The sequence below is a fragment of the Pseudomonas morbosilactucae genome (genome assembly GCF_023241715.1).
In the GTDB taxonomy this organism is placed as follows: Bacteria; Pseudomonadota; Gammaproteobacteria; order Pseudomonadales; family Pseudomonadaceae; genus Aquipseudomonas; species Aquipseudomonas morbosilactucae.
Genome location: NZ_JALQCW010000090.1, coordinates 20,664 through 40,919, shown reverse-complemented (window position 1 = coordinate 40,919; position 20,256 = coordinate 20,664). Strand labels below are relative to the sequence as shown.

Genomic DNA, 20,256 nt, shown 5'->3' with positions numbered 1-20,256 from the left:
TCACGCAAGGGTTGATGATGTTCGATAGACGTTGCTGCCGCAGGACGGCTTAAGCAACGCGGATCAAACCCCAGCGCAGGCACCAGGAGTTCAACGTGTTATGAACGGTCATGCATCAGTTGGGTGACCGTTAAAACGCCGCGCATTGTACACGCCTGAACCCCAGCTGCCAGACGCCGACGCCTCAACCCTCTCGCCCCACCACGCACCCCCAAAAAAAACGCCAACCCTGAGGTTGGCGTTCTTCACTTGCCGCTCGAAGCTCGAAAGCTTACCGCGAGCTTACTCCGGCTTCCGCCGACCAAAGCCCGGGCGCTGGCCGGAACCGGCCGGGGCGCCACGGCGCTTGCCCGACGGTGCGTCCTTGTCCAGCACCAGGCTTGGCCGCTTGGACTTCGGCGCAGGCTTGGCCGGACGCTTGTTGTCCGCTGGACGATCAGCCACCGGCGTACCGCGACCCGACTCGCCACGGCCCGCAGGACGCGGTGTACGTGGGCCACGCTCGCCATCTTGGCGTGCAGCCGGCTTGCGCGCCGGACGCTCGCCTTCGATCTGCGGCTCGCGGGCCGGGCGAGGTGCGCCGGCTGGCGCGCCATTGGCGGGACGCAAAGTCCGCACGCGCTCGCTCTTGCCCACCGGACGCGAGGATTTACGCTGCATACGCTCCAGCTTGTCCTTGCTCTTGGCGTTCAGTTGCGGCATTGCCACCGGGGTCAGGCCGACTTCAGCACTGAGGATATCCACCTCGTACTGAGTCATTTCACGCCAGCGCCCCATCGGCAGGTCGGAATTGAGGAACACCGGGCCGAAACGCACGCGCTTCAGGCGGCTGACCACCAGGCCCTGGGACTCCCACAGGCGCCGTACTTCACGGTTGCGGCCTTCCATCACCACGCAGTGGTACCAGTGGTTGAAACCTTCACCACCTGGAGCCTGCTTGATGTCGGTGAACTTGGCCGGGCCGTCTTCGAGAACCACGCCGGCTTTCAGGCGCTCGATCATCTCGTCGTCGACTTCACCACGCACACGCACTGCGTACTCGCGGTCCATCTCGTAGGACGGGTGCATCAGGCGGTTGGCCAGCTCACCGTCAGTGGTGAACATCAGCAAGCCGGTGGTGTTGATGTCCAGGCGGCCGATGTTGATCCAGCGGCCTTCTTTCGGGCGCGGCAGCTTGTCGAACACGGTCGGACGGCCTTCCGGGTCGTCACGGGTGCAGATTTCGCCGTCGGGTTTGTTGTACATGATCACGCGGCGTACCGATTCGGCAGCCTCTTCACGCTTGATCACCTTGCCATCGATGGAGATGGCGTCATGCAGGTCGACGCGCAGGCCAAGGGTGGCATCTTTGCCATTGACCTTGATGCGGCCCTGGCTGATCCAGGACTCAACGTCGCGGCGCGAGCCGACGCCGATACGGGCGAGGACTTTCTGCAGTTTTTCGCCTGCTGGGCCGATTTCCTGGCTGTCTTTCTGGTCGTTATCACTCATCTGGGCACCTCCCGGTGTGTCGGTTCAGGCGCGAATGGCCTGAAGCGTGGAAAACAGGTCTTGTGGCGAAGGGATCGCCAAAGGGTCGCGAATCATACGCTCATGACAGCGGTTGCGCATCAGAGACTAGCGGATAAGTCGGCACTCAGGCTTTTTTCCGCCGGCCGGTGGCGCGCAGTTTCAGCAGGCGCTGCGCGGCTTCGGCCAGCACCAGGCGGCGTTCGGCCTTGTCGAGTTTCTTCCAGGCCTTGATCTCGCGCTTGCTGCGACCGCAGCCGATGCAGATGTCATCACTGAACTTGCAAAGGCTGATGCAGGGATCCTTGGCACCACTCATCACGCACCTCCGTAGGAACCGGCTGGCCGGCGAAAGCGCCTGCAAGGTTAGTCGTCGAACAGGCGGCGTTCGTTTTCAATAGCTTCGGCCAGGGCCAGGGCTTCAGCCTCTTCTTCACTCAGCTCAGGCTCCAGGGCCGCGACCGCGGCCAGCAGCTTGGCTCGGGCTTCAGCGACACCCAGCACATCGTCCTCGGCATCGACGGGCGCCGGTTGCTCGGGTTCAAACTCTGATTCTGGTTCTGGTTCAGGGGCGGCGACCTCAGTCTCCAGCGGCGGTGTGTCGACCGGTGGCGACGACGGGCTATCGAGGCGGAACTCGGCGTCCGGCTCGAACGGCGCCGACAGGCCATCGCGATGCAGGTCGTCAAAGTCGGTCTTGATCCCTTCCTCCATCGAATCCAGTTCCAGCAGCAGGGTATGGAAACTGGTCTCTTCCTTGGGCTCTTCCGGCTCTGCCGTGGCATCGGCCAGGGCCTGCAGGTGCGCAGGAACCGGCACATCGTCGAACTCCAGTACCGGCTCGGTCTCGATCTCGCGTAACTCCGCCAGGGGCGGCAAGTCGTCGAGGTTCTTCAGGTTGAAGTGATCGAGAAAGGCTTTGGTGGTGGCGAACATCGCCGGCCGACCGGGTACATCGCGATGGCCCACCACGCGAATCCACTCCCGCTCCAGCAGGGTCTTGACGATCTGGCTGTTGACCGCCACGCCCCGCACGTCCTCGATTTCACCCCGAGTGATGGGCTGGCGGTAAGCAATCAGGGCCAGGGTTTCCAGCATGGCGCGGGAATAGCGCTGGGGGCGCTCCTCCCACAGGCGACCCACCCACGGCGCGAACTTTTCGCGCACTTGCAGGCGGTAACCCGACGCCACCTCCTTGAGTTCAAAGGCGCGCCCATCGCAGGACTTGGCCAGCAACGCCAAGGCTTTCTTGAACACAGGCGGCTCAGGACGCTCGGCCTCTTCGAAGAGTTCGAACAGGCGCTCCATGGATTGGGGTTTTCCCGAGGCCAACAGAAAGGCTTCAAGCAGTGGCGCCAGCTCGCGGGGTTCATTCAGATTCATTGTTTCAGCTCGTTATTCGGCTCGCGCCCGCACATGGATGGCGGTAAAGGGCTCATTCTGCACCAGCTCGACCAGGGATTCCTTGACCAGTTCGAGAATCGCCATAAAGGTCACTACCACACCCAGGCGCCCTTCTTCGGCGGTGAACAGTTCGACAAAAGGCACGAAACCACCGCCCTTGAGGCGCTCCAGCACGTCACTCATGCGTTCGCGGGTGGACAAGGCTTCGCGGCTGACCTGGTGACTTTCAAACATGTCGCCACGCCGCAGGACTTCGGCCATGGACAGCAACACCTCTTCCAGGGCCACGTCTGGCAGCAGCTTGCGCGCCCGGGCTTCCGGGGCGTCGAGCTTGGGCACGATGACGTCGCGACCGACCCGGCTCAAGCCGTCGATACCCTCAGCGGCAGCCTTGAAGCGCTCGTACTCCTGCAGACGCCGGATCAGCTCGGCCCGGGGGTCGTCTTCTTCCTCTTCGACCTCGGCCGAACGCGGCAGCAGCATGCGCGACTTGATCTCGGCCAGCATCGCCGCCATCACCAGGTACTCGGCGGCCAGCTCCAGGCGCACCGACTGCATCAACTCGACGTAACCCATGTATTGGCGGGTGATTTCCGCGACCGGGATGTCGAGGATGTTGATGTTCTGTTTGCGGATCAGGTACAGCAGCAAGTCCAGCGGGCCTTCGAAGGCTTCGAGGAAGACCTCCAGGGCGTCCGGCGGAATGTACAGATCCAGGGGCATTTCCATGACCGCCTGGCCATAGACCATGGCAAACGGCAGTTCCTGCTGGGCGCCCGCTTGCTCGTCAACGGCTTCCACTGCGGACATCTAGGCCTCAGCCATGAACGGCGACGGGTCACCACAGCCAACACGAATCACTTCCGGCTCGCCATCGGACAGGTTGATCACGGTGGAGGCCTCGATGCTGCCAAAGCCGCCATCGATGATCAGGTCCACCTGATGCTCCAGCAACTGGCGCATTTCATAGGGGTCGCTCATCGCCTCAGTGTCACCGGGCATGATCAGGCTGACGCTCATCAGCGGCTCGCCCAGCTCGGCCAACAGCGCCAGGGCAATCGGGTTGCTCGGCACCCGCAGGCCGATGGTGCGGCGCTTGGGGTGCAGCAACAGCCGCGGCACTTCGCGGGTGGCGTTGAGAATAAAGGTGTAGGGGCCAGGCACATGGGCCTTGAGCAGCCGGAAAGTGCCGGTGTCGATCTTGGCGAACAGGCCCAACTGCGAGAGGTCGCTGCAGATCAGGGCAAAGTTGTGCTTGTCGTCCAATTGGCGCAGACGGCGCACGCGCTCAATCGCGCTTTTATCGCCCATCTGGCAGCCGATGGCGTACGACGAGTCAGTGGGATACACCACGACGCCGCCCGAGCGGATGATTTCCACCGCCTGCTTGATCAGGCGCGCTTGCGGGTTTTCCGCATGAATCTGGAAAAATTGACTCACATTTTCTACCTGTTCAGACGGCGGCAATAATTGGGTCATGTTTGAACCGACACCACAATGGCGGCAGGTCTTCGGGGAGCGGGCGGTACTCGCCGATCTCGGACCAGCCTCCTGGGCCATGAAAATCACTGCCGGCACTGACCAGCAGACCGAACTCACGAGCAAGGATAGCCAGGCTGCCCACTTGCTCGGCGGGTTGATAACCATTGACCACTTCGATGGCGTGGCCACCCGCTTGAATATAGTCGGCAATCAAACGGCGTCGTTTACTGCGCGTGAAATCGTAATGCCAAGGATGGGCCAAGCTGACCCAGGCCCCTGCCGCCCGCAGCGTCTCGACGGTTTCCTCCAAGGTCGGCCAGTGTTGCTTGACGTCGCCCAGCTTGCCGGCCCCCAGCCATTTGCGGAACGCTTCGGCACGATCCTTGACGTAGCCGGCACGCACCAGGAAATCCGCAAAGTGCGGCCGCGCCGGGGCATTGCCACTGTCCCCCAGCTCCTGTTGGATCGCCCGGGCACCTTCCAGGGCATCGGGCATGCCCTTGAGGGCGAGCTTGCGGCTTATTTCCTCGGACCTTAGCCAGCGGCCATCGTGCAGTTTGGCAATCGCCGCCACCAACGACGGGGCGTTCACGTCAAACCCGTAACCCAGCACATGGATGGTGGCCCCGCCCCAGGTGCAGGACAACTCCACACCATTGACCAGATGCATGCCCAGGGCGTTCGCCGCAGCGCGCGCCTCGTCCAGGCCTTCAAGGGTGTCATGGTCGGTCAGTGCCAGGACTCGCACGCCTTTCTCAAAGGCACGCGCCACCAGAACCGCGGGCGCAAGTGCGCCGTCGGAGGCCGTGCTATGGCAATGCAAATCAACGTTCACGGGACGGTAAAACCTCAAGTCAGCTGGCGCTTTCGCTACCCAGGATGTTTGTTATTATGCCGCCACATCCTGCTTCTGGCTGCCACTGTGAAACAATTCATCGACTTCATCCCTTTGTTCCTGTTTTTCATCGTCTACAAACTCGATCCCCGCGTTGTCGACATTGCCGGTCAGCAACTCAGCGTGGGCGGCATCTACAGCGCCACGGCGGTGCTGATCATCAGCTCGCTGGTGGTCTACGGCGCGCTGTTCATTTCCCAGCGCAAGCTGGAAAAAAGCCAGTGGCTGACCCTCGTCGCCTGCCTGGTCTTCGGCAGCCTGGGCATGACCGTATTGTTCCTGGTGGGCCAAGGCGTCTACCTGTCCCGTCATCTGCATGACACCGAACCCACTACGCCGAAAACCGAGGACTGACATGCTTTACGCAATCATTGCTACAGACGTCGCCAACTCCCTGGAAAACCGCCTGGCCGCACGCCCGGCGCACCTTGAGCGGCTGCAGCAGCTCAAGGGCGAAGGCCGCGTGGTACTGGCCGGTCCGCACCCTGCGGTGGACAGCAATGACCCGGGCGCTGCCGGTTTCAGCGGCAGCCTGATCGTCGCCGAATTCGACTCCCTGGGCGCTGCCCAGGCCTGGGCCGATGCTGATCCGTATATCGCCGCCGGCGTCTATGCCAGCGTAGTGGTCAAGCCGTTCAAGCAAGTCCTGCCGTAAATCCTCTCCAACGCGGTGAACCTTCCAGGTTCATCGCGCTCTCAATCGCTCATTATTCTCGTTTGACGGCCGACAACCTGCCCAACACTCGATTGGAATCAGGAGTTCCGATGCGCCAAGGTCCGTTGTGTCTGCTGTGGGTCATGTTATCGATCGGGGCCGTCGCCCATGCCGAAGAGGCTGTGGATTCAGGCCGTTCGACGCCGCTTTCCCTGAGCGCCGGCAGCCAGATCACCGAGCTGCAGCAACGCTTGAAGGAAAGCGAGCGTCAGCGCGAGGAATTGAGCAAACAACTGCAAAGTGTCGACAACGAACGGGAAAGTGCCCAACTGACGCGCTTGCGTCAGGAGAACCAGCGCCTCAAGCTGCAACTCAAAGAGGCCCAGGCCAGTCCGTTACCGCGCTTGCTGACCGATCAGCAACAGTGGTTCGTCATCGGTGGCGCAGTTGCACTGGTGGCCCTGCTCTGCGGTATCTTCGCCAGCGGTGGACACCGCAAGCGTCGTCAATGGCTAAATTGAGTGATTCATGAGCGACCTGTTACTGATTGATGATGACCAGGAGCTGTGCGAGCTTCTGACCAGTTGGCTGAGCCAGGAAGGCTTTCAGGTCCGTGCCTGCCACGATGGCCTGAGTGCGCGCCGGGCCCTGGCCGAAACCGCCCCGGCGGCGGTGGTGCTGGACGTGATGCTGCCCGACGGCAGCGGCTTGGAACTGCTCAAGCAACTGCGCAACGACCATCCCGATCTGCCGGTGCTGATGCTCTCGGCCCGCGGCGAACCGCTGGACCGCATCCTCGGCCTGGAACTGGGCGCCGACGATTACCTGGCCAAACCCTGCGACCCACGGGAATTGACCGCCCGCCTACGCGCGGTCCTGCGCCGCAGCCATCCGGTGTCGGCGTCGAGCCAGATGGAACTGGGTGACCTGTGCTTCAGCCCGGTGCGTGGCGTGGTCAGCATCGATCAGCAAGACATCACCCTGACCGTGTCCGAAAGCCGGCTGCTCGAAGCCCTGCTCAAGCAACCTGGCGATCCCCTGGACAAGCAGGAACTGGCGCAGATTGCCCTGGGCCGCAAACTGACCTTGTACGATCGCAGCCTGGACATGCACGTCAGTAACTTGCGCAAGAAGATCGGCCCGCACCCTGACGGCCGCCCCCGCATCGTGGCCCTGCGCAGCCGCGGCTACTACTACAGCCTATAACCCCTCCCCGTCGGCGAGCACCCGCTTACTCGCCGGCACCGGCACGCCTTGGCCCTTGGCGTGCCTGCCTTTTGTCAGTGACCGGGCAAATCCTCTTTACTCAAGCTTTACCGTCCACTGACTGCCGCTGACCTTGATCTGCGTAATCTGAACTCATCCGGAACTGACCGGGAACGAGACAAGGAGAAACACCATGCGCAAGACCCTGATCGCTCTGATGTTCGCCGCAGCCCTGCCCACCGTCGCCATGGCCATGCCGGAAGGCCCGGGCCCAATGGGTGGTCCGATGGACGGCCCACGCCACAGCGAACACATGCGGGGCAAAGGTCCCTTCGGCCAACTGGACCTGAGCCGCGAACAACGCGAGCAAATCGGCAAGTTGATGGGCGAGCAAAAACACCAACAGCGGCAACTGGTCGAGAAGTACCTGGAGAAGCTGTCGCCGGCCGACCAGAAGGCCATGAAGGACGAGATCGCGGCCAAGCACCAGAAAACCCAGGCCGATATCCGCGCCCTGCTCAAGCCTGAACAACAGAAAGAGTTCGACGCCATCCAGAAGAAACAGGCCGAGCGTCGTGCGGAATGGGCTGAATTCAAAGCCTGGAAAGCGCAGCAACCGCAAAAAGCGCAATAATGCGCCAGCGTTGATCCCAGCCCAGTGGCCTCCCCCCACTGGGCTTTCTTTGTTTGAGGACTTCCCGTGCGTTCATTGTTCTGGCGCATCCTGGCCAGCTTCTGGCTGGCCATCGCCCTGGTTGCAGGGCTGTCGATCCTGCTCGGCCACATGTTGAACCAGGATGCCTGGATTCTCAGCCGTCACCCGGGCCTCAACACCCTGGCGCAAGAGTGGACCCAAACCTTCGAGACCCAAGGTGAAGAGGCTGCCCAGGAGGTGCTGCAGCAGCGCAAGCGCCAGTACCACATCGACGTGCAAGTGCTCAACGAAAGCGGCGACCCGGTGGTCCGCGGGACCTTCCCCCGGCGAGCCGCGGCCTTCGAGGCCCGGCAGAACGACAATGATGACCGACATTTGCCCTGGCGGCGCCTGACCACCGAGTACACCAGCCCGCAAAGTGGCGACACCTACCTGCTGATTTATCGCATCGCCCACCCGGAACTGGACGCCTGGCATCGCGACAGCCTGATGTGGCCCCTCAGTGCCCTGGCCATCGCCCTGGTGGTGCTGACCCTGTTCAGCCTGCTGGTGACGCTGTCGATCACCCGCCCCCTCAGCCGCTTGCGGGGTGCGGTGCATGACCTCGGCCAAGCCACCTACCAGCAGAACAGCCTGGCGCGGCTGGCCAACCGCCGCGACGAGTTCGGCGTACTGGCCACCGACTTCAATCGGATGGGCGCACGCCTGCAGGGGCTGATCGGCAGCCAGCGTCAGTTGCTGCGGGATGTCTCCCACGAATTGCGCTCCCCCCTGGCGCGACTGCGTATCGCCCTGGCCCTGGCCGAGCGCGCTGGCCAGGAGGAGCGGGAAAAGCTCTGGCCGCGACTGACCCGCGAATGCGACCGCCTGGAAGCCTTGATCAGTGAAATCCTGGTACTGGCGCGGGTGGATGCGGATAACGCCAGCGCCGAGGACATCGACCTCAACGCCCTGATGAACAACCTGCAAAAAGACGCCCAACTGGCCTGCCCGGAACAGCACGTGCGGGTCGATGCCCCGCCGCAACTGCACCTCAAGGGCTGGCCGACCATGATCGAGCGTGCACTGGACAACCTGCTGCGCAACGCCCAGCGCTTTAACCCGAGCGGGCAGCCGATCGAGCTGGAGGCCAAGCGCCAGGGGGACAAGATTTTGCTGAGCGTACGCGATCACGGCCCGGGCGTGGACAGTGAACACCTGGGTCAACTGGGTGAGCCCTTCTACCGCGCTCCCGGGCAAACCGCGCCGGGCCATGGGCTGGGACTGGCCATTGCACGGCGTGCGGCGGAGCGCCATGGCGGCAGTCTGACCCTGGCCAACCACACCCAGGGTGGATTTATCGCCACCCTGGAGCTGCCCCTGGAGCCGGGCGCCGTGGTGTTGAATCCGTGAGATTCAGGTTGGGTGAGGCCCCGGACGGGCTCACCCAACCACCGCCAGAAACACCCGTCAGTTCGCGCCAGACCAGGCGCTGACAAACGCTGCGGTATCTTCCTTGGGGGCAACCCGGGGTTCATTCAGCGGCGTGCCCAAGTACAAGAAGGCGATGATCTCTTCACCGGCCTCCAGGCCCAAGCCCTTGGCCACATGGGCCGAATAGGACAGCTCGCCGGTGCGCCAGACCGCGCCGATCCCCTGAGCGTAAGCCGCCAGCAAAATGCCGTGGGCTGCACAGCCAGCCGCCAGTAACTGCTCGGACTTCGGCACCTTGAAGTGCTCCTGCAACCGGGCCACCACCACAACCACCAACGGCGCGCGCAACGGCATCGCACGAGCCTTGTCCAGCGCGGCCTGGGTCACGTCTGCACCTTGCAACTGCACCGCTTCTGCCAGCAACTCGCCCAGTTGCTCCCGGGCCCGGCCTTCCACGGTCAAGAAACGCCAAGGGCGCAACTGACCATGGTCCGGCGCACGCAAGGCCGCGGCGAACAATGCCTCACGTTGCGCCGCGGTGGGCGCCGGGTCCAGCAAGCGCGGCACGGAAACACGGTTGAGCAAAGCGTCGAGAGCCTCCATCGGCCACCTCCTGAAAAAAATGTCCGGCTATTCTAGGGTATCTGCCGGCGGGGTGCCGGTTTACATGCCCTGCCCCACAGGTAGAATGAGCGCCCTTCCCAACCAGCCCGAGCGGATTTCATGGCGTTGCCGACCTTACGCATCATTGGTTTCATCATCGGCATCTTCTTGATCACCCTGGCCATCGCCATGGTCATTCCGATGGCAACCCTGGTGATTTTCGAACGCACCAGCGACCTGCCGTCCTTTCTCTGGGCCAGCATGATCACCTTTATTGCCGGCTTGGCCCTAGTGATCCCCGGGCGCCCGGAACATGTGCACTTGCGCCCTCGGGACATGTATTTGCTGACGGTCTCCAGTTGGGTGGTGGTGTGCATCTTTGCCGCCCTGCCGTTCCTGCTGACCCAGCACATCAGCTACACCGATTCGTTCTTCGAAAGCATGTCGGGCATCACCGCCACCGGCGCCACTGTGCTCAGCGGCCTGGACAACATGTCTCCGGGCATCCTGATGTGGCGCTCCTTGCTGCACTGGCTGGGGGGCATCGGCTTTATCGGCATGGCGGTCGCGATTCTGCCGTTGCTGCGCATCGGTGGTATGCGCCTGTTCCAGACCGAGTCTTCGGACCGTTCGGAAAAGGTCATGCCGCGCTCGCACATGGTGGCGCGCCTGATCGTCGCCGCCTACGTCGGCATCACCATCCTCGGCAGCCTGGCGTTCTGGTGGGCGGGGATGAATATATTCGATGCCATCAACCACTCGATGTCGGCTATCTCTACCGGCGGTTTCTCGACCTCGGACGCATCACTGGCACACTGGGAACAGCCCGCCGTGCATTGGGTCGCAGTGGTGGTGATGATCCTCGGCAGCCTGCCCTTCACCCTGTATGTCGCCACCTTGCGAGGCAACCGCCGGGCGCTGATCAAGGACCAACAAGTGCAAGGGCTGCTCGGCCTGCTACTGGTGACCTGGCTGGTGCTCGGCACCTGGTACTGGTGGACCACCAACCTGCACTGGCTGGACGCGTTGCGTCACGTGGCGCTGAACGTGACGTCAGTGGTCACCACCACCGGCTTTGCCCTGGGTGACTACAGCCTGTGGGGCAACTTCTCGCTGATGCTGTTCTTCTACCTGGGCTTTGTCGGCGGCTGCTCGGGCTCGACGGCAGGAGGCATCAAGATTTTCCGCTTCCAGGTCGCCTACATCCTGCTCAAGGCCAACCTCAATCAACTGATCCATCCTCGGGCAGTGATCAAGCAGAAGTACAACGGCCATCGCCTCGACGAAGAAATCGTGCGCTCGATCCTGACCTTTTCGTTCTTCTTCGCCATCACCATTTGCATGATCGCCCTGGCCTTGTCCCTGCTGGGCCTGGACTGGATGACCGCGCTGACGGGCGCTGCCAGCACCGTCTCCGGCGTCGGCCCGGGGCTGGGTGAAACCATTGGCCCGGCGGGTAATTTCTCTACCTTGCCGGATGCCGCCAAATGGATTCTGTCCCTGGGCATGCTCCTCGGCCGCCTGGAGATCATTACGGTGTTTGTGTTGTGCATTCCGGCGTTCTGGCGCCACTGACCGGCGCCGGCGACTCCTGCAAACGCGCCCGGTACTCACTGGGCGTGGTGTCGAACCAGCGCCTGAACGCGCGAAAGAAATTGCTCGGATCGGCAAAACCCAGCAAGTAGGCGATTTCCAGCAAGGTCATGCGCGGCTGCGCCAGGTACTGCTCGGCCAGCTCACGACGGGTGTCGTCGAGCAAGGTCTGAAAGCTCGTACCCTCCTCCTGCAACCGGCGCTGCAGGGTGCGCTGGGACAGATGCAGGGTCTGCGCCACCATCTCGCGCTTGGGCTCGCCCTGAGGCAACAGCCGACATAGCACCTGGCGCGCCTGGTGGGTGACCCGGCTTTCGGAAAAACGCGCCAGGTACTCACCGGCAAAACGGTCATGCAGTAAAGCCATGGCTTCATTGGCGGTCGGCAGGGGCGCCTCCATGTCGGCACGCTCGAAGATCAACGCATCGTAAGGCGCGTTGAACAACAGCGGTGCATGAAAGGCCTGCTTGTAGGGCTCCACATCCACAGGCTCGGCCCCCTGCACCAGCACCTTGCGCGGATGCAGCGTACGCCCGGTCAACCAGCCGCACAGCGCCAAGGCACACGCCAGGGAGGCTTCGGCGCTTTGCCGGGTCGGCGGCAGGTGATCGCCATGCACCGTCAGGATCAGGGCATACCCTTCAGGCAGCAGGCGGAAACTCAAGTCGGCGCTTTCGGCGATGATTCGCTGATAGCGCACCAGCCGCTGGAACCCCTCGGCCAGGGTCCGGCTCGACATCAGTGCATAGCCGGCCACGTGAAAGGAGGCCGGCCGCACCACCTTGCCCATGTTCAAGCCAATCGCCGGATTGCCGGAAAGCTCCACCGCACGCTGCCAAAGGCGGGTCATGGAGTCCTGGGGAAAGCGCGCATCGGGGTCGTCCAGCGCCGCGTAATCAAGCCCCAAATGCTTGAACAATGCCCGGCAATCCAGGCCGTCCATTTCCAGGGCTTTGACAATGCCCATGGCCCAGCTTGCAGAAGTCGTTCGTTCGCTCATGGCGTTTTCTTACATGGTGAGCCGCATGCCACGGCCAATATTTCAAGGATACTAAAGTGGCGCCCATTGTCACTGGCGACAACCAACGATGACTCTAGACTCAAATAGGCTGCCCGCAGCCCATCCCGCCAGCAGAACCACCATCCAAGAGAGCGCGGCCGTGGAAAACACCAGACAATTCAACAGCTTCGCCGAGTTCTACCCCTACTACCTGACGGAACACAACAACAGCACCTGCCGTCGCCTGCATTTCATTGGCACCAGCCTGGTGATCTTCATTCTCGCCTTCGCCATTGGCAAGGGGGCCTGGCTCCTGCTGCTGGCCCTGCCCCTGGCCGGCTACAGCTTCGCCTGGATCGGGCATTTCTTCTTTGAAAAGAACCGCCCCGCCACCTTCCAGCACCCGCTCTACAGCCTGCTGGGGGACTTCGTCATGTACCGCGACATGATCCTCGGCAAAGTGCCCTTTTAGGCGTTACCGGACAGCCAGCCATCCCGCGCAGCCTCCGTGGCCGTGGCGCCCGGGCCTGCAGTCGAACCCTGAACAATAAGAGAGTGGCCGATGAGCACGCATGCCCGCTTCACCCATATGCAGGATGGCACCCAGGAAGACTGGGCGATCATTGCCACGGACTTCAGTGCATACGCACGACAATTGCCGGCTCGAATCCTCACCCACCTGAAGTTGCTCGACGGCGATTTTGGCGGTTTCCCGGTGGACCGCCTGACCCATTCACTGCAAACCGCCACCCGCGCCTGGCACGACGGGCGTGATGAGGAATACGTGGTGTGCGCCTTGCTTCACGACATCGGTGACACCCTCGGCAGCTTCAACCACCCGGACATCGCCGCGGCCATTCTCAAGCCCTTCGTGAGCGCCGAAAACCTGTGGATGGTGCAGCAGCACGGGGTTTTCCAGGGCTACTACTTTTTCCACCACCTGGGCATGGACCGGCACCTGCGCGAGCAATTCAAGGGGCACCCGCTGTACCTGCGTACCGCCGAGTTCTGCGCCAAGTACGACGCCGCGGCCTTCGATCCAACCTACGACACCCTGCCCCTGAGCTTCTTCGAACCCATGCTCGAACGCCTGTTCGCCGAACCCAAAAACTCTTTGTACAAGGCGGCCATGGCGTCCAACAGCGCGGCCTGACGACGCTGCTAAGCGGGCTCTTGCACCTTGATCAGATCCGCCTTGCCCTGGGCCTCACGCGCCTGGGCGTCGGCCAGCCGATAAAGTTCGATGGTGCCGTCCCAGTGCTCGATCAACGCGGTGCAGGACTCCACCCAGTCGCCACAATTGAGGTAGTCCACGCCACCGACCTTGCGAATCTCGGCATGGTGAATGTGCCCGCACACCACCCCATGCAGCTCGCGCTTCACGCATTCGTGGGCGATAGCTTCTTCGAAGTCGCTGATAAAGCTGACGGCGGTTTTCACCTTGTGCTTGAGGTAGGCCGACAGCGACCAGTAGCCATAACCGTAGCGCGCACGCCAATGGTTGAGCCAACGGTTGAGGGTCAGGGTGAACTCGTAGGCCGAATCGCCGAGAAAGGCCAGCCAGCGGTGATAGCGCGTGATGACATCGAACTGATCGCCGTGAATCACCAACAAGTGACGACCGTCGGCCGTCACATGCACCGCCTCGTCCACCAACTGGATATTGCCCAGGATCAGCTTCGAATAGCGGCGCAGGAACTCGTCATGGTTGCCCGTCACGTAGATCACTTCGGTGCCACGCTTGCTCATGGTCAGCAGGCGACGAATGACGTTGGTATGCGCCTGGGGCCAGTACATGCCGCCGCGCAGCTTCCAGCCGTCGATGATGTCGCCTACCAGGTAGATGCGGTCGGCGTGATAGCCCTTGAGAAACTGCGAAAGATGCTCCGCCTGGCAATCCCGGGTGCCGAGGTGCACATCGGAAATCCACAAGGTCCGCACCCGTTGTTTGCGGCTGGGTCTGGCGAGTTCGGCACTGGTCATGGGCAGGCTCCTGGATTTTTTGCGAGCTTGCGCCCCAGGGGTTAATAGCCCATGACACAAATACGGCAGTCCCATGACAGCGCCCACGCGCCGGCAGCCGGTGTAAACTGCCCGTCTGCCAAGGAGCGGAAGGCGAAAATCAGAGTATGGGTAAGAGGTCGTTTGCATGAATTAAAGACTAATAGTCATGCGTTCTAGCACATAAAAAGTCTTTGGATCTTTAGACTAATGAAATCCTTCACGCGATGACTAATTAACAGCTAAAAACATATAATCTTCACGCACTACTGGGCACATTCACAACAAGTAAAAATAATTAAACAACTGACTTTCTGTCTCCATATTCCTTACGGTTGCTTATCTAAAAACAGTTGAGACTGTGTTTTTTATTTGAAAACAGCTCAACCTTAACCGACCCCACACTTACATAGAAAAAGCATATCGAGGACTTACTAGCGCATTTTTTGAGTGAATGCGCAATTAGGAAATTACGCGTAAATTGCAAAAAACTCAATGACTAGTGTTTTACCCGATCACCTCCGCCCTTCCCAAGCACCGTCTGCAGCAGTAGCTTAAAATAGAGTCCTATCGTCAGAGACCGAATCATCCGCGCATCAGTTTCAGCCAGTAAGCGTGGAGTTGACATGTCAATTTGCATGACCTGCGCTAACCCAGTTATGCCAGGGCGCACATCATACACGCCACACTTATCCCTCTCTAAAATCAATTCTTCCTGATTAAAAAGATTAGGTCGAGGTCCAACTAAACTCATTTCCCCTCTGAGCACATTCCATAGTTGCGGAAGCTCGTCTAGTTTAGTTTTACGCAAATAACGCCCCATATGCGTAATCGACGCGGACGAAGCCAGATGACTGGCAACAGAGGCGGTACTCAAAGACATAGTACGGAATTTCACCAAAGAAAATGGTTGTTTCCCGCGTCCAACTCGCTGTTGACGAAATAGTGGTGAGCCAGTGTCGAAAAGACCGATTATATAAATCAGCATCAGCACAGGAAAACCAAAAACCAACCCAACTAGAGATAGCACAACATCAAAAAAACGAATCATCAAACACCTACACTCAGAATTCGCAAAAAAACCGAAAAAAGTATGCTCAAGCATGCCTATCTATTGTTATCGGAGTACTTCTTCCCTGCTAAAAATAGCGCATCATGGGCCGATGTGCTTGGATGCCAGCCTAGTAATCGTCTCGATTTCGACGCATCAACCTGCAGTGACGCACATAGCTGCATATACAGAGACCGACGCCCCAACAACGAAGCTCCCGCAGCGAGGATACTACTGGAGACAGGCCACAAGCGCGCTTTACGACCCATGCCTAGCGCTAACAGATTTATAATCTCACCAATAGATAAATCTTCACCATCTGCCGCCAGAAATAGCTCGTTCGCCGCCGCGGGGTGAATTGCACACGTCTCGATCAACGTCACCAAATTATCCAAGGCAATCATACTGCGCTTATCGTCAATTCTTGCGAAAGGTAAAGGCACTCCCGAAGCCACCAAACGGAGCAATCGTGCGAAATTGCCTGGCGCACTCTCAGCGTATACCAACGGTGGGCGTACAACGGTCAACTCCATTTCGGAGCGACTTAAGTCTGCCCAAAGCGCCTGTTCCGCCTCAAATTTAGATAGCGCATAGTCAGAATGTGGAGCTGGCAACGACGCTTCCACAAATGGCTCCTTACCACTACTCGCGCCGTTGACACCAATAGAGCTTAAAAAAACGAAACGACGCACACCTGCTTTCACTGCTTCATTGGCCAGCAGCAACGACAAATCGCGATTCGCTGATCGAAAGCCTTCCAGAGGATTAGGCTCAACATTACGCAATTGGTGCGCTCGTCCAGCCAAATGCACAACACACTCAACCCCCTCCAGGGCTTGAGCCAGCTGTGGCGTATTGTTCAACTCCCCAGGAAAAAAGCGCAGTGCACGCGCTGCTGGAGGACGACGTCCAATTGCACTCACTTGATGCCCTTGGGCTATCAAATGTGCTGCCAGAGCCTGACCAATGAATCCCGATGCGCCCGTTAGCAGAATGCGCCTAGACAAAAGATGTCACCTCAGAAAAAACCAAAAAGGATCATAAGAAGAAGGATAACTTGATCCCGTGGACGCCGCCTTAAGGACATAAAATTTCTTACCAAGAAGCCACGACTGTGAATTTTTTTATCGAAATTTGGCGAAACCAAAGCGCTGATCATTTCGACCTGTTTTCGATACCAACGAGAGCGAATTAAATGAAAGCGCCTTAGATATGCATATAATCCAGTATTGGAACCTACTTGGTTGCCATTGTGCTGTCGATAGAGCATTAAAGGCTTGTGGTCAACATACCATTTGAAATGATTCGCTCGACAAAAAGCGTAGGCGAGCCAATCATGTAAAGAAACCTGTTCAAGACGGTCTCCTACAGCTTCAACAAAACTTTTAAATGCAGAAGCCGCACTAACACTAAACAAGTACGTACATCCTGGACCAGCGGCTTCAAAAAAATGGTCATATTCCCGCTGAGGATATGATTTTTTTATAACTTTTTTCTTGCCGTCAGGCCAAAATGCAATAACATCACTGGAGACCACATCTACCGATTGTATCTGCATAACCTCATATGCGCGAAGTAACTTTCGGGACAACCATATGTCATCCTGATCAGCAAAAGCCACATAATCATACCCTTCAAATGACACCTCCTTAATCATTCGAAAAAAATTTTCTCCCGCACCACCATAACGTTTACCGTAAGGTAACATAAAAACATTTAATTCTCGGTCAGCTAGGCTCGAAACCCATTCGCTAGTCCCGTCACCCGAAAGATCAACGCTTATAAATAACGTCACCTTGACGCCTTCCTGCGCCAAAATGCTTTTGACTTGCTCATCAATCCACTGACGCCCATTGTAAGCGGTCATTAAAACCAAAATTTTCGGTTCGACAGTCGAATACAACTCCATCAAAGCAACCTCAAAAATTAATCACTTTCTATAGGAAAAATCACGAGGCGTCGAAAGCGTAGAAATCCACACCGACGAATCATCCGAGCAATATCCAATGGAAGGCTTAGACAAACCACTATATGCGTTTTTAGTCCCAAGAACTGGCACACCCAACTCTAAAGCCTCAATAACTTTTATCTTAACCCCAGCGGGAGAAAGCATTGGTGCAATCATCAAAGTACTGTTTCCCAGATAACTCTGCGCATCTTCAACAAAACCAAGGTACTTTATTCTAGGATGACTTATTCGTCGCGACTCAGGAGCACTACCTATAACCTCCAATACCAAGTCTGGTACATGAGATAATACCTGCTCAACAAACCACGTCAGAGCTTCAAAATTTTCTCGCCGCAAAAGAGATCCGAGAAATACAACCCTCCGCATATCCTTACCTAACTTACTTAAGTCTTTGGAAAAGTCATTAATCTCTCCAAGCATCGCAGACTGAGCAGAGGTAATTTTTGACAACGGGACTCGATAGAGCCGACGAACTATTTTGGCATCTCGATTAGAGAGTGTTACAACTCGCTCGGCGCGGCGGAGCAAGACGCCCTCAGACCAACGTACCCAGGCCATCAGTTTAAAAGATCGATGACATTGCAGGTCATGACAAATTGCCCAAGCTTTTTTCGAAAACAAAAGCGCGCCAAAGGTTTGGGAGAAGTTAAGATAGGTACGCCCGGTACAAAAAAACACTGAAACAGGAAGAAATCGCGTAAAAATAGGATGAATGAACGGAAGTAATAAGCCTCCCAAAATGGCATAGAAAATTTTTTCCAAGATACTATTTGACCGTTCATGTATCACAATACCCCGATCAACACGTAGAAATTTTATTACGCGTCGTGTAGCCCAACCCCCCCCATCCTTGGACATAATAGGAAGTGAAGAAAAAATATTATCCATTAAGCTCTCAAAAAATTAACGAAAACGATCGAATAAAGCATATTTGAGCAACCGTACAGAACAAAGAATAGTCTGTAAAAATAGACTCTCACCAATTAAAACCTGAACTCGATAAAGCTCTGTGATGACACCAACTCTGTCAGTACCACTCACACCATCTACACCATGTACACCTACTTCAACGTCCGTCTCAACGATATTCGCTCCTCCTTTTATTGCAGACAATACAAAATACTGATCGGCAACAATAGGAAATTTACGAGAGTAGTAGCCATACTGTTCATGAAGGTTCTTACTAATCAAAAGCCCCACTGAGTGAGCAGACACGTAAGTATGATACCCATACTGCCAGCCCCTCACCTTTAAAGGAAAAGAAAGACGTTCGCCAAAACGTACTGCAGCCGTTACAAAATCTACGCCATAAGCATTTTTTGCATACTCACTCAACGCATTCGGATAAATTCTATCATCGGCCCCTAACACAAGATAATATTGCCCCGATGTTTTTCTTATACCGCGATTCAGCGCATCATATATACCAAAATCCTCCTCAGAGGAAATTCGTATATCGAGATTCTCAATTGAGGATAAAAGTTCAAGCGTGCCATCGGTTGAGCCGCCATCAGCCACAACCCATTCAAAGTTTTTATAAACTTGACTACGTAAAGACTCAATCAGTCCAGGCAACTCTTTTACAACATTAAAAGTCGCTGTAACGACACTAATCCTTATACCCTCACAGTCAGACGCTACCATACTTAACCCTTAACTTAAAAAACCTCATATTAATTACCCCCCTTCTCAAAACGACGTAAAATCCAGTCTAAAAATAAACATACTTCTTGAAGAATGATGTTATTTAAAAATCAAACTCCTCCCCTGAAGCAGTCAACCTCAAAAAATTTCCAGTATATAAGGGCTCCAAAAACAGTGGAGCCACATGCCAAAGCTGTTTTCTTACCAGCGAATATCGCTTTGATGCTTGAGGAACCACTGATATGTACGCATCAAACCATCAGAAAGCTCAATGCTATGCGACCAACCTAGGCATTTTAGAGCATCAACATTCATCAGTTTACGTGGCGCGCCGTCAGGTTTGCTAACATCAAATACAATACGCCCCTGATAACCTACCACATTAGCCATCACCTGTGCCAAGTGAGCAATGGTACAGTCCTTTCCCGTACCAACGTTTATATGACTCAACATTGGCCGAGTATATTTCTCATAGATTTCCTGCCCCACATTGGCCACAAAGACCGAAGCCTTTGCCATATCATCAACATGGAGGAACTCACGCATCGGGGTACCAGTTCCCCAAACCAAAACCTCGGAGCTACTGGAAAGTTTAGCTTCATGAAAGCGACGCATCATGGCAGGAATAACATGGGAATTATCAGAGTGAAAGTTGTCATTCTCGCCATAAAGATTAGTTGGCATAACACTGCGATATTGCCGACCATACTGGCGATTATAGCTTTCACATAGCTTGACTCCCGCAATTTTTGCTATTGCATAAGGCTCGTTAGTGCTCTCCAGCAATCCTGTCAAGAGCGCACTTTCTTTCAATGGCTGCTCAGCCAACTTCGGATAGATACACGAAGACCCCAAAAATAGAAGATTATTTACATTTGCTTGGTGAGCAGCATGAACTACATTGCACTGTATCATCAGGTTTTGATAAGCGAATTCAGCTGGGTATGTATTATTGGCATGAATGCCGCCTACCTTAGCTGCTGCCAAATATACTTGGTCAATACGCTCATTTTGAAAAAACGCATGCACTTCAGCTTGGCTAGATAAATCCAATTCATCGCGGCTGCGAGTAATGATGCAATTATAGCCTTGGGCCTGTAGCTGTCTAACAATAGCAGAGCCGACCATACCTCGATGACCGGCGACGAAAATACGGGCGTTTACATCCAAGGACAT

Annotated in this window: 24 protein-coding genes; 9 read left to right on the top strand and 15 right to left on the bottom strand. The window is 57.2% G+C overall.

Features of this window, described 5'->3' with window-relative positions:
• Positions 1 to 282: 282 nt before the first annotated feature.
• The 6 genes from rluB to M1B34_RS29525 all read right to left on the bottom strand — a co-directional run bounded on the left by rluB (position 283) and on the right by M1B34_RS29525 (position 5,230).
• Positions 283 to 1,491 (bottom strand): 23S rRNA pseudouridine(2605) synthase RluB, encoded by a 1,209-nt coding sequence (rluB, locus tag M1B34_RS29550; RefSeq protein WP_123330036.1) that lies wholly within the window; start codon positions 1,489 to 1,491, stop codon positions 283 to 285.
• Between the two features lie 145 nt (positions 1,492 to 1,636).
• Positions 1,637 to 1,828 carry a DUF1289 domain-containing protein gene (locus M1B34_RS29545; RefSeq protein WP_123330034.1) on the bottom strand — a complete coding sequence of 64 codons (192 nt, stop codon included), beginning with the start codon at positions 1,826 to 1,828 and terminating at the stop codon, positions 1,637 to 1,639.
• Between the two features lie 47 nt (positions 1,829 to 1,875).
• Entirely contained in the window at positions 1,876 to 2,892 is a 1,017-nt protein-coding gene (scpB, locus tag M1B34_RS29540; protein ID WP_268266984.1) for an SMC-Scp complex subunit ScpB, read from the bottom strand.
• A gap of 12 nt (positions 2,893 to 2,904) precedes the next feature.
• On the bottom strand, positions 2,905 to 3,603 hold the full coding sequence (locus tag M1B34_RS29535; RefSeq protein WP_185039273.1) for a segregation and condensation protein A: 699 nt from the start codon (positions 3,601 to 3,603) through the stop codon (positions 2,905 to 2,907).
• A gap of 120 nt (positions 3,604 to 3,723) precedes the next feature.
• Positions 3,724 to 4,353, bottom strand: a complete 630-nt coding sequence (locus M1B34_RS29530) for an L-threonylcarbamoyladenylate synthase (protein ID WP_123334288.1) — start codon at positions 4,351 to 4,353, stop codon at positions 3,724 to 3,726.
• Between the two features lie 13 nt (positions 4,354 to 4,366).
• The gene (locus tag M1B34_RS29525) at positions 4,367 to 5,230 is read right to left on the bottom strand and encodes a PHP domain-containing protein (protein WP_123330028.1); all 864 of its coding nucleotides are present in this window, start codon (positions 5,228 to 5,230) and stop codon (positions 4,367 to 4,369) included.
• 87 nt (positions 5,231 to 5,317) lie between these two features.
• Between M1B34_RS29525 and M1B34_RS29520 the strand changes: the two genes are divergently transcribed.
• The 6 genes from M1B34_RS29520 to M1B34_RS29495 all read left to right on the top strand — a co-directional run bounded on the left by M1B34_RS29520 (position 5,318) and on the right by M1B34_RS29495 (position 9,198).
• Positions 5,318 to 5,644 carry a septation protein IspZ gene (locus M1B34_RS29520; RefSeq protein ID WP_268266983.1) on the top strand — a complete coding sequence of 109 codons (327 nt, stop codon included), beginning with the start codon at positions 5,318 to 5,320 and terminating at the stop codon, positions 5,642 to 5,644.
• A 1-nt stretch (position 5,645) separates the two neighbouring features.
• Positions 5,646 to 5,945: a YciI family protein gene (locus tag M1B34_RS29515; protein ID WP_123330023.1), complete on the top strand. Its 300-nt coding sequence runs from the start codon at positions 5,646 to 5,648 to the stop codon at positions 5,943 to 5,945.
• 110 nt (positions 5,946 to 6,055) lie between these two features.
• Positions 6,056 to 6,466, top strand: coding sequence for an SH3 domain-containing protein (locus M1B34_RS29510; protein ID WP_123330021.1), 411 nt, complete (start codon positions 6,056 to 6,058; stop codon positions 6,464 to 6,466).
• Between the two features lie 7 nt (positions 6,467 to 6,473).
• Positions 6,474 to 7,151 carry a response regulator transcription factor gene (locus M1B34_RS29505; RefSeq protein ID WP_268263388.1) on the top strand — a complete coding sequence of 226 codons (678 nt, stop codon included), beginning with the start codon at positions 6,474 to 6,476 and terminating at the stop codon, positions 7,149 to 7,151.
• Positions 7,152 to 7,344: 193 nt separating this feature from the next.
• Complete coding sequence (locus M1B34_RS29500; RefSeq protein ID WP_123330017.1) at positions 7,345 to 7,785, top strand: LTXXQ domain protein; 441 nt, start codon at positions 7,345 to 7,347, stop codon at positions 7,783 to 7,785.
• Positions 7,786 to 7,851: 66 nt separating this feature from the next.
• The gene (locus M1B34_RS29495) at positions 7,852 to 9,198 is read left to right on the top strand and encodes a sensor histidine kinase (protein ID WP_268266982.1); all 1,347 of its coding nucleotides are present in this window, start codon (positions 7,852 to 7,854) and stop codon (positions 9,196 to 9,198) included.
• A 57-nt stretch (positions 9,199 to 9,255) separates the two neighbouring features.
• Here M1B34_RS29495 and M1B34_RS29490 read toward each other — a convergent pair whose 3' ends face one another.
• Positions 9,256 to 9,822 carry a nitroreductase family protein gene (locus tag M1B34_RS29490; RefSeq protein ID WP_123330013.1) on the bottom strand — a complete coding sequence of 189 codons (567 nt, stop codon included), beginning with the start codon at positions 9,820 to 9,822 and terminating at the stop codon, positions 9,256 to 9,258.
• A gap of 120 nt (positions 9,823 to 9,942) precedes the next feature.
• Between M1B34_RS29490 and M1B34_RS29485 the strand changes: the two genes are divergently transcribed.
• Entirely contained in the window at positions 9,943 to 11,397 is a 1,455-nt protein-coding gene (locus M1B34_RS29485) for a TrkH family potassium uptake protein (protein ID WP_123330011.1), read from the top strand.
• On the opposite strand, the gene M1B34_RS29480 is transcribed toward M1B34_RS29485, so the two are convergent.
• Positions 11,354 to 12,415 carry an AraC family transcriptional regulator gene (locus tag M1B34_RS29480; RefSeq protein WP_123330009.1) on the bottom strand — a complete coding sequence of 354 codons (1,062 nt, stop codon included), beginning with the start codon at positions 12,413 to 12,415 and terminating at the stop codon, positions 11,354 to 11,356. The genes M1B34_RS29485 and M1B34_RS29480 overlap by 44 nt on opposite strands.
• Positions 12,416 to 12,575: 160 nt before the next feature.
• Here M1B34_RS29480 and M1B34_RS29475 point away from each other — a divergent pair, with 160 nt between their 5' ends.
• Together M1B34_RS29475 and M1B34_RS29470 are read left to right on the top strand one after the other, a co-directional pair.
• Positions 12,576 to 12,887 (top strand): Mpo1-like protein, encoded by a 312-nt coding sequence (locus M1B34_RS29475; RefSeq protein WP_123330007.1) that lies wholly within the window; start codon positions 12,576 to 12,578, stop codon positions 12,885 to 12,887.
• 90 nt (positions 12,888 to 12,977) lie between these two features.
• Positions 12,978 to 13,568 carry an HD domain-containing protein gene (locus tag M1B34_RS29470; RefSeq protein ID WP_123330005.1) on the top strand — a complete coding sequence of 197 codons (591 nt, stop codon included), beginning with the start codon at positions 12,978 to 12,980 and terminating at the stop codon, positions 13,566 to 13,568.
• A gap of 8 nt (positions 13,569 to 13,576) precedes the next feature.
• Here M1B34_RS29470 and M1B34_RS29465 read toward each other — a convergent pair whose 3' ends face one another.
• The 7 genes from M1B34_RS29465 to fcl all read right to left on the bottom strand — a co-directional run bounded on the left by M1B34_RS29465 (position 13,577) and on the right by fcl (position 20,256).
• Positions 13,577 to 14,398: a UDP-2,3-diacylglucosamine diphosphatase gene (locus M1B34_RS29465; protein ID WP_123330003.1), complete on the bottom strand. Its 822-nt coding sequence runs from the start codon at positions 14,396 to 14,398 to the stop codon at positions 13,577 to 13,579.
• A gap of 517 nt (positions 14,399 to 14,915) precedes the next feature.
• Complete coding sequence (locus M1B34_RS29460) at positions 14,916 to 15,467, bottom strand: sugar transferase (protein ID WP_268266981.1); 552 nt, start codon at positions 15,465 to 15,467, stop codon at positions 14,916 to 14,918.
• Positions 15,468 to 15,523: 56 nt separating this feature from the next.
• On the bottom strand, positions 15,524 to 16,474 hold the full coding sequence (locus tag M1B34_RS29455) for an NAD-dependent epimerase/dehydratase family protein (RefSeq protein ID WP_268266980.1): 951 nt from the start codon (positions 16,472 to 16,474) through the stop codon (positions 15,524 to 15,526).
• 11 nt (positions 16,475 to 16,485) lie between these two features.
• Positions 16,486 to 17,376 (bottom strand): glycosyltransferase, encoded by an 891-nt coding sequence (locus tag M1B34_RS29450; RefSeq protein WP_268266979.1) that lies wholly within the window; start codon positions 17,374 to 17,376, stop codon positions 16,486 to 16,488.
• Positions 17,377 to 17,397: 21 nt separating this feature from the next.
• A complete protein-coding gene (locus M1B34_RS29445; protein WP_268266978.1) occupies positions 17,398 to 18,324 on the bottom strand; it encodes a glycosyltransferase in 927 nt (308 codons plus the stop codon).
• 15 nt (positions 18,325 to 18,339) lie between these two features.
• Positions 18,340 to 19,080 carry a glycosyltransferase gene (locus M1B34_RS29440; RefSeq protein WP_268266977.1) on the bottom strand — a complete coding sequence of 247 codons (741 nt, stop codon included), beginning with the start codon at positions 19,078 to 19,080 and terminating at the stop codon, positions 18,340 to 18,342.
• A gap of 201 nt (positions 19,081 to 19,281) precedes the next feature.
• On the bottom strand, positions 19,282 to 20,256 hold the full coding sequence (fcl, locus tag M1B34_RS29435; RefSeq protein WP_268267008.1) for a GDP-L-fucose synthase: 975 nt from the start codon (positions 20,254 to 20,256) through the stop codon (positions 19,282 to 19,284).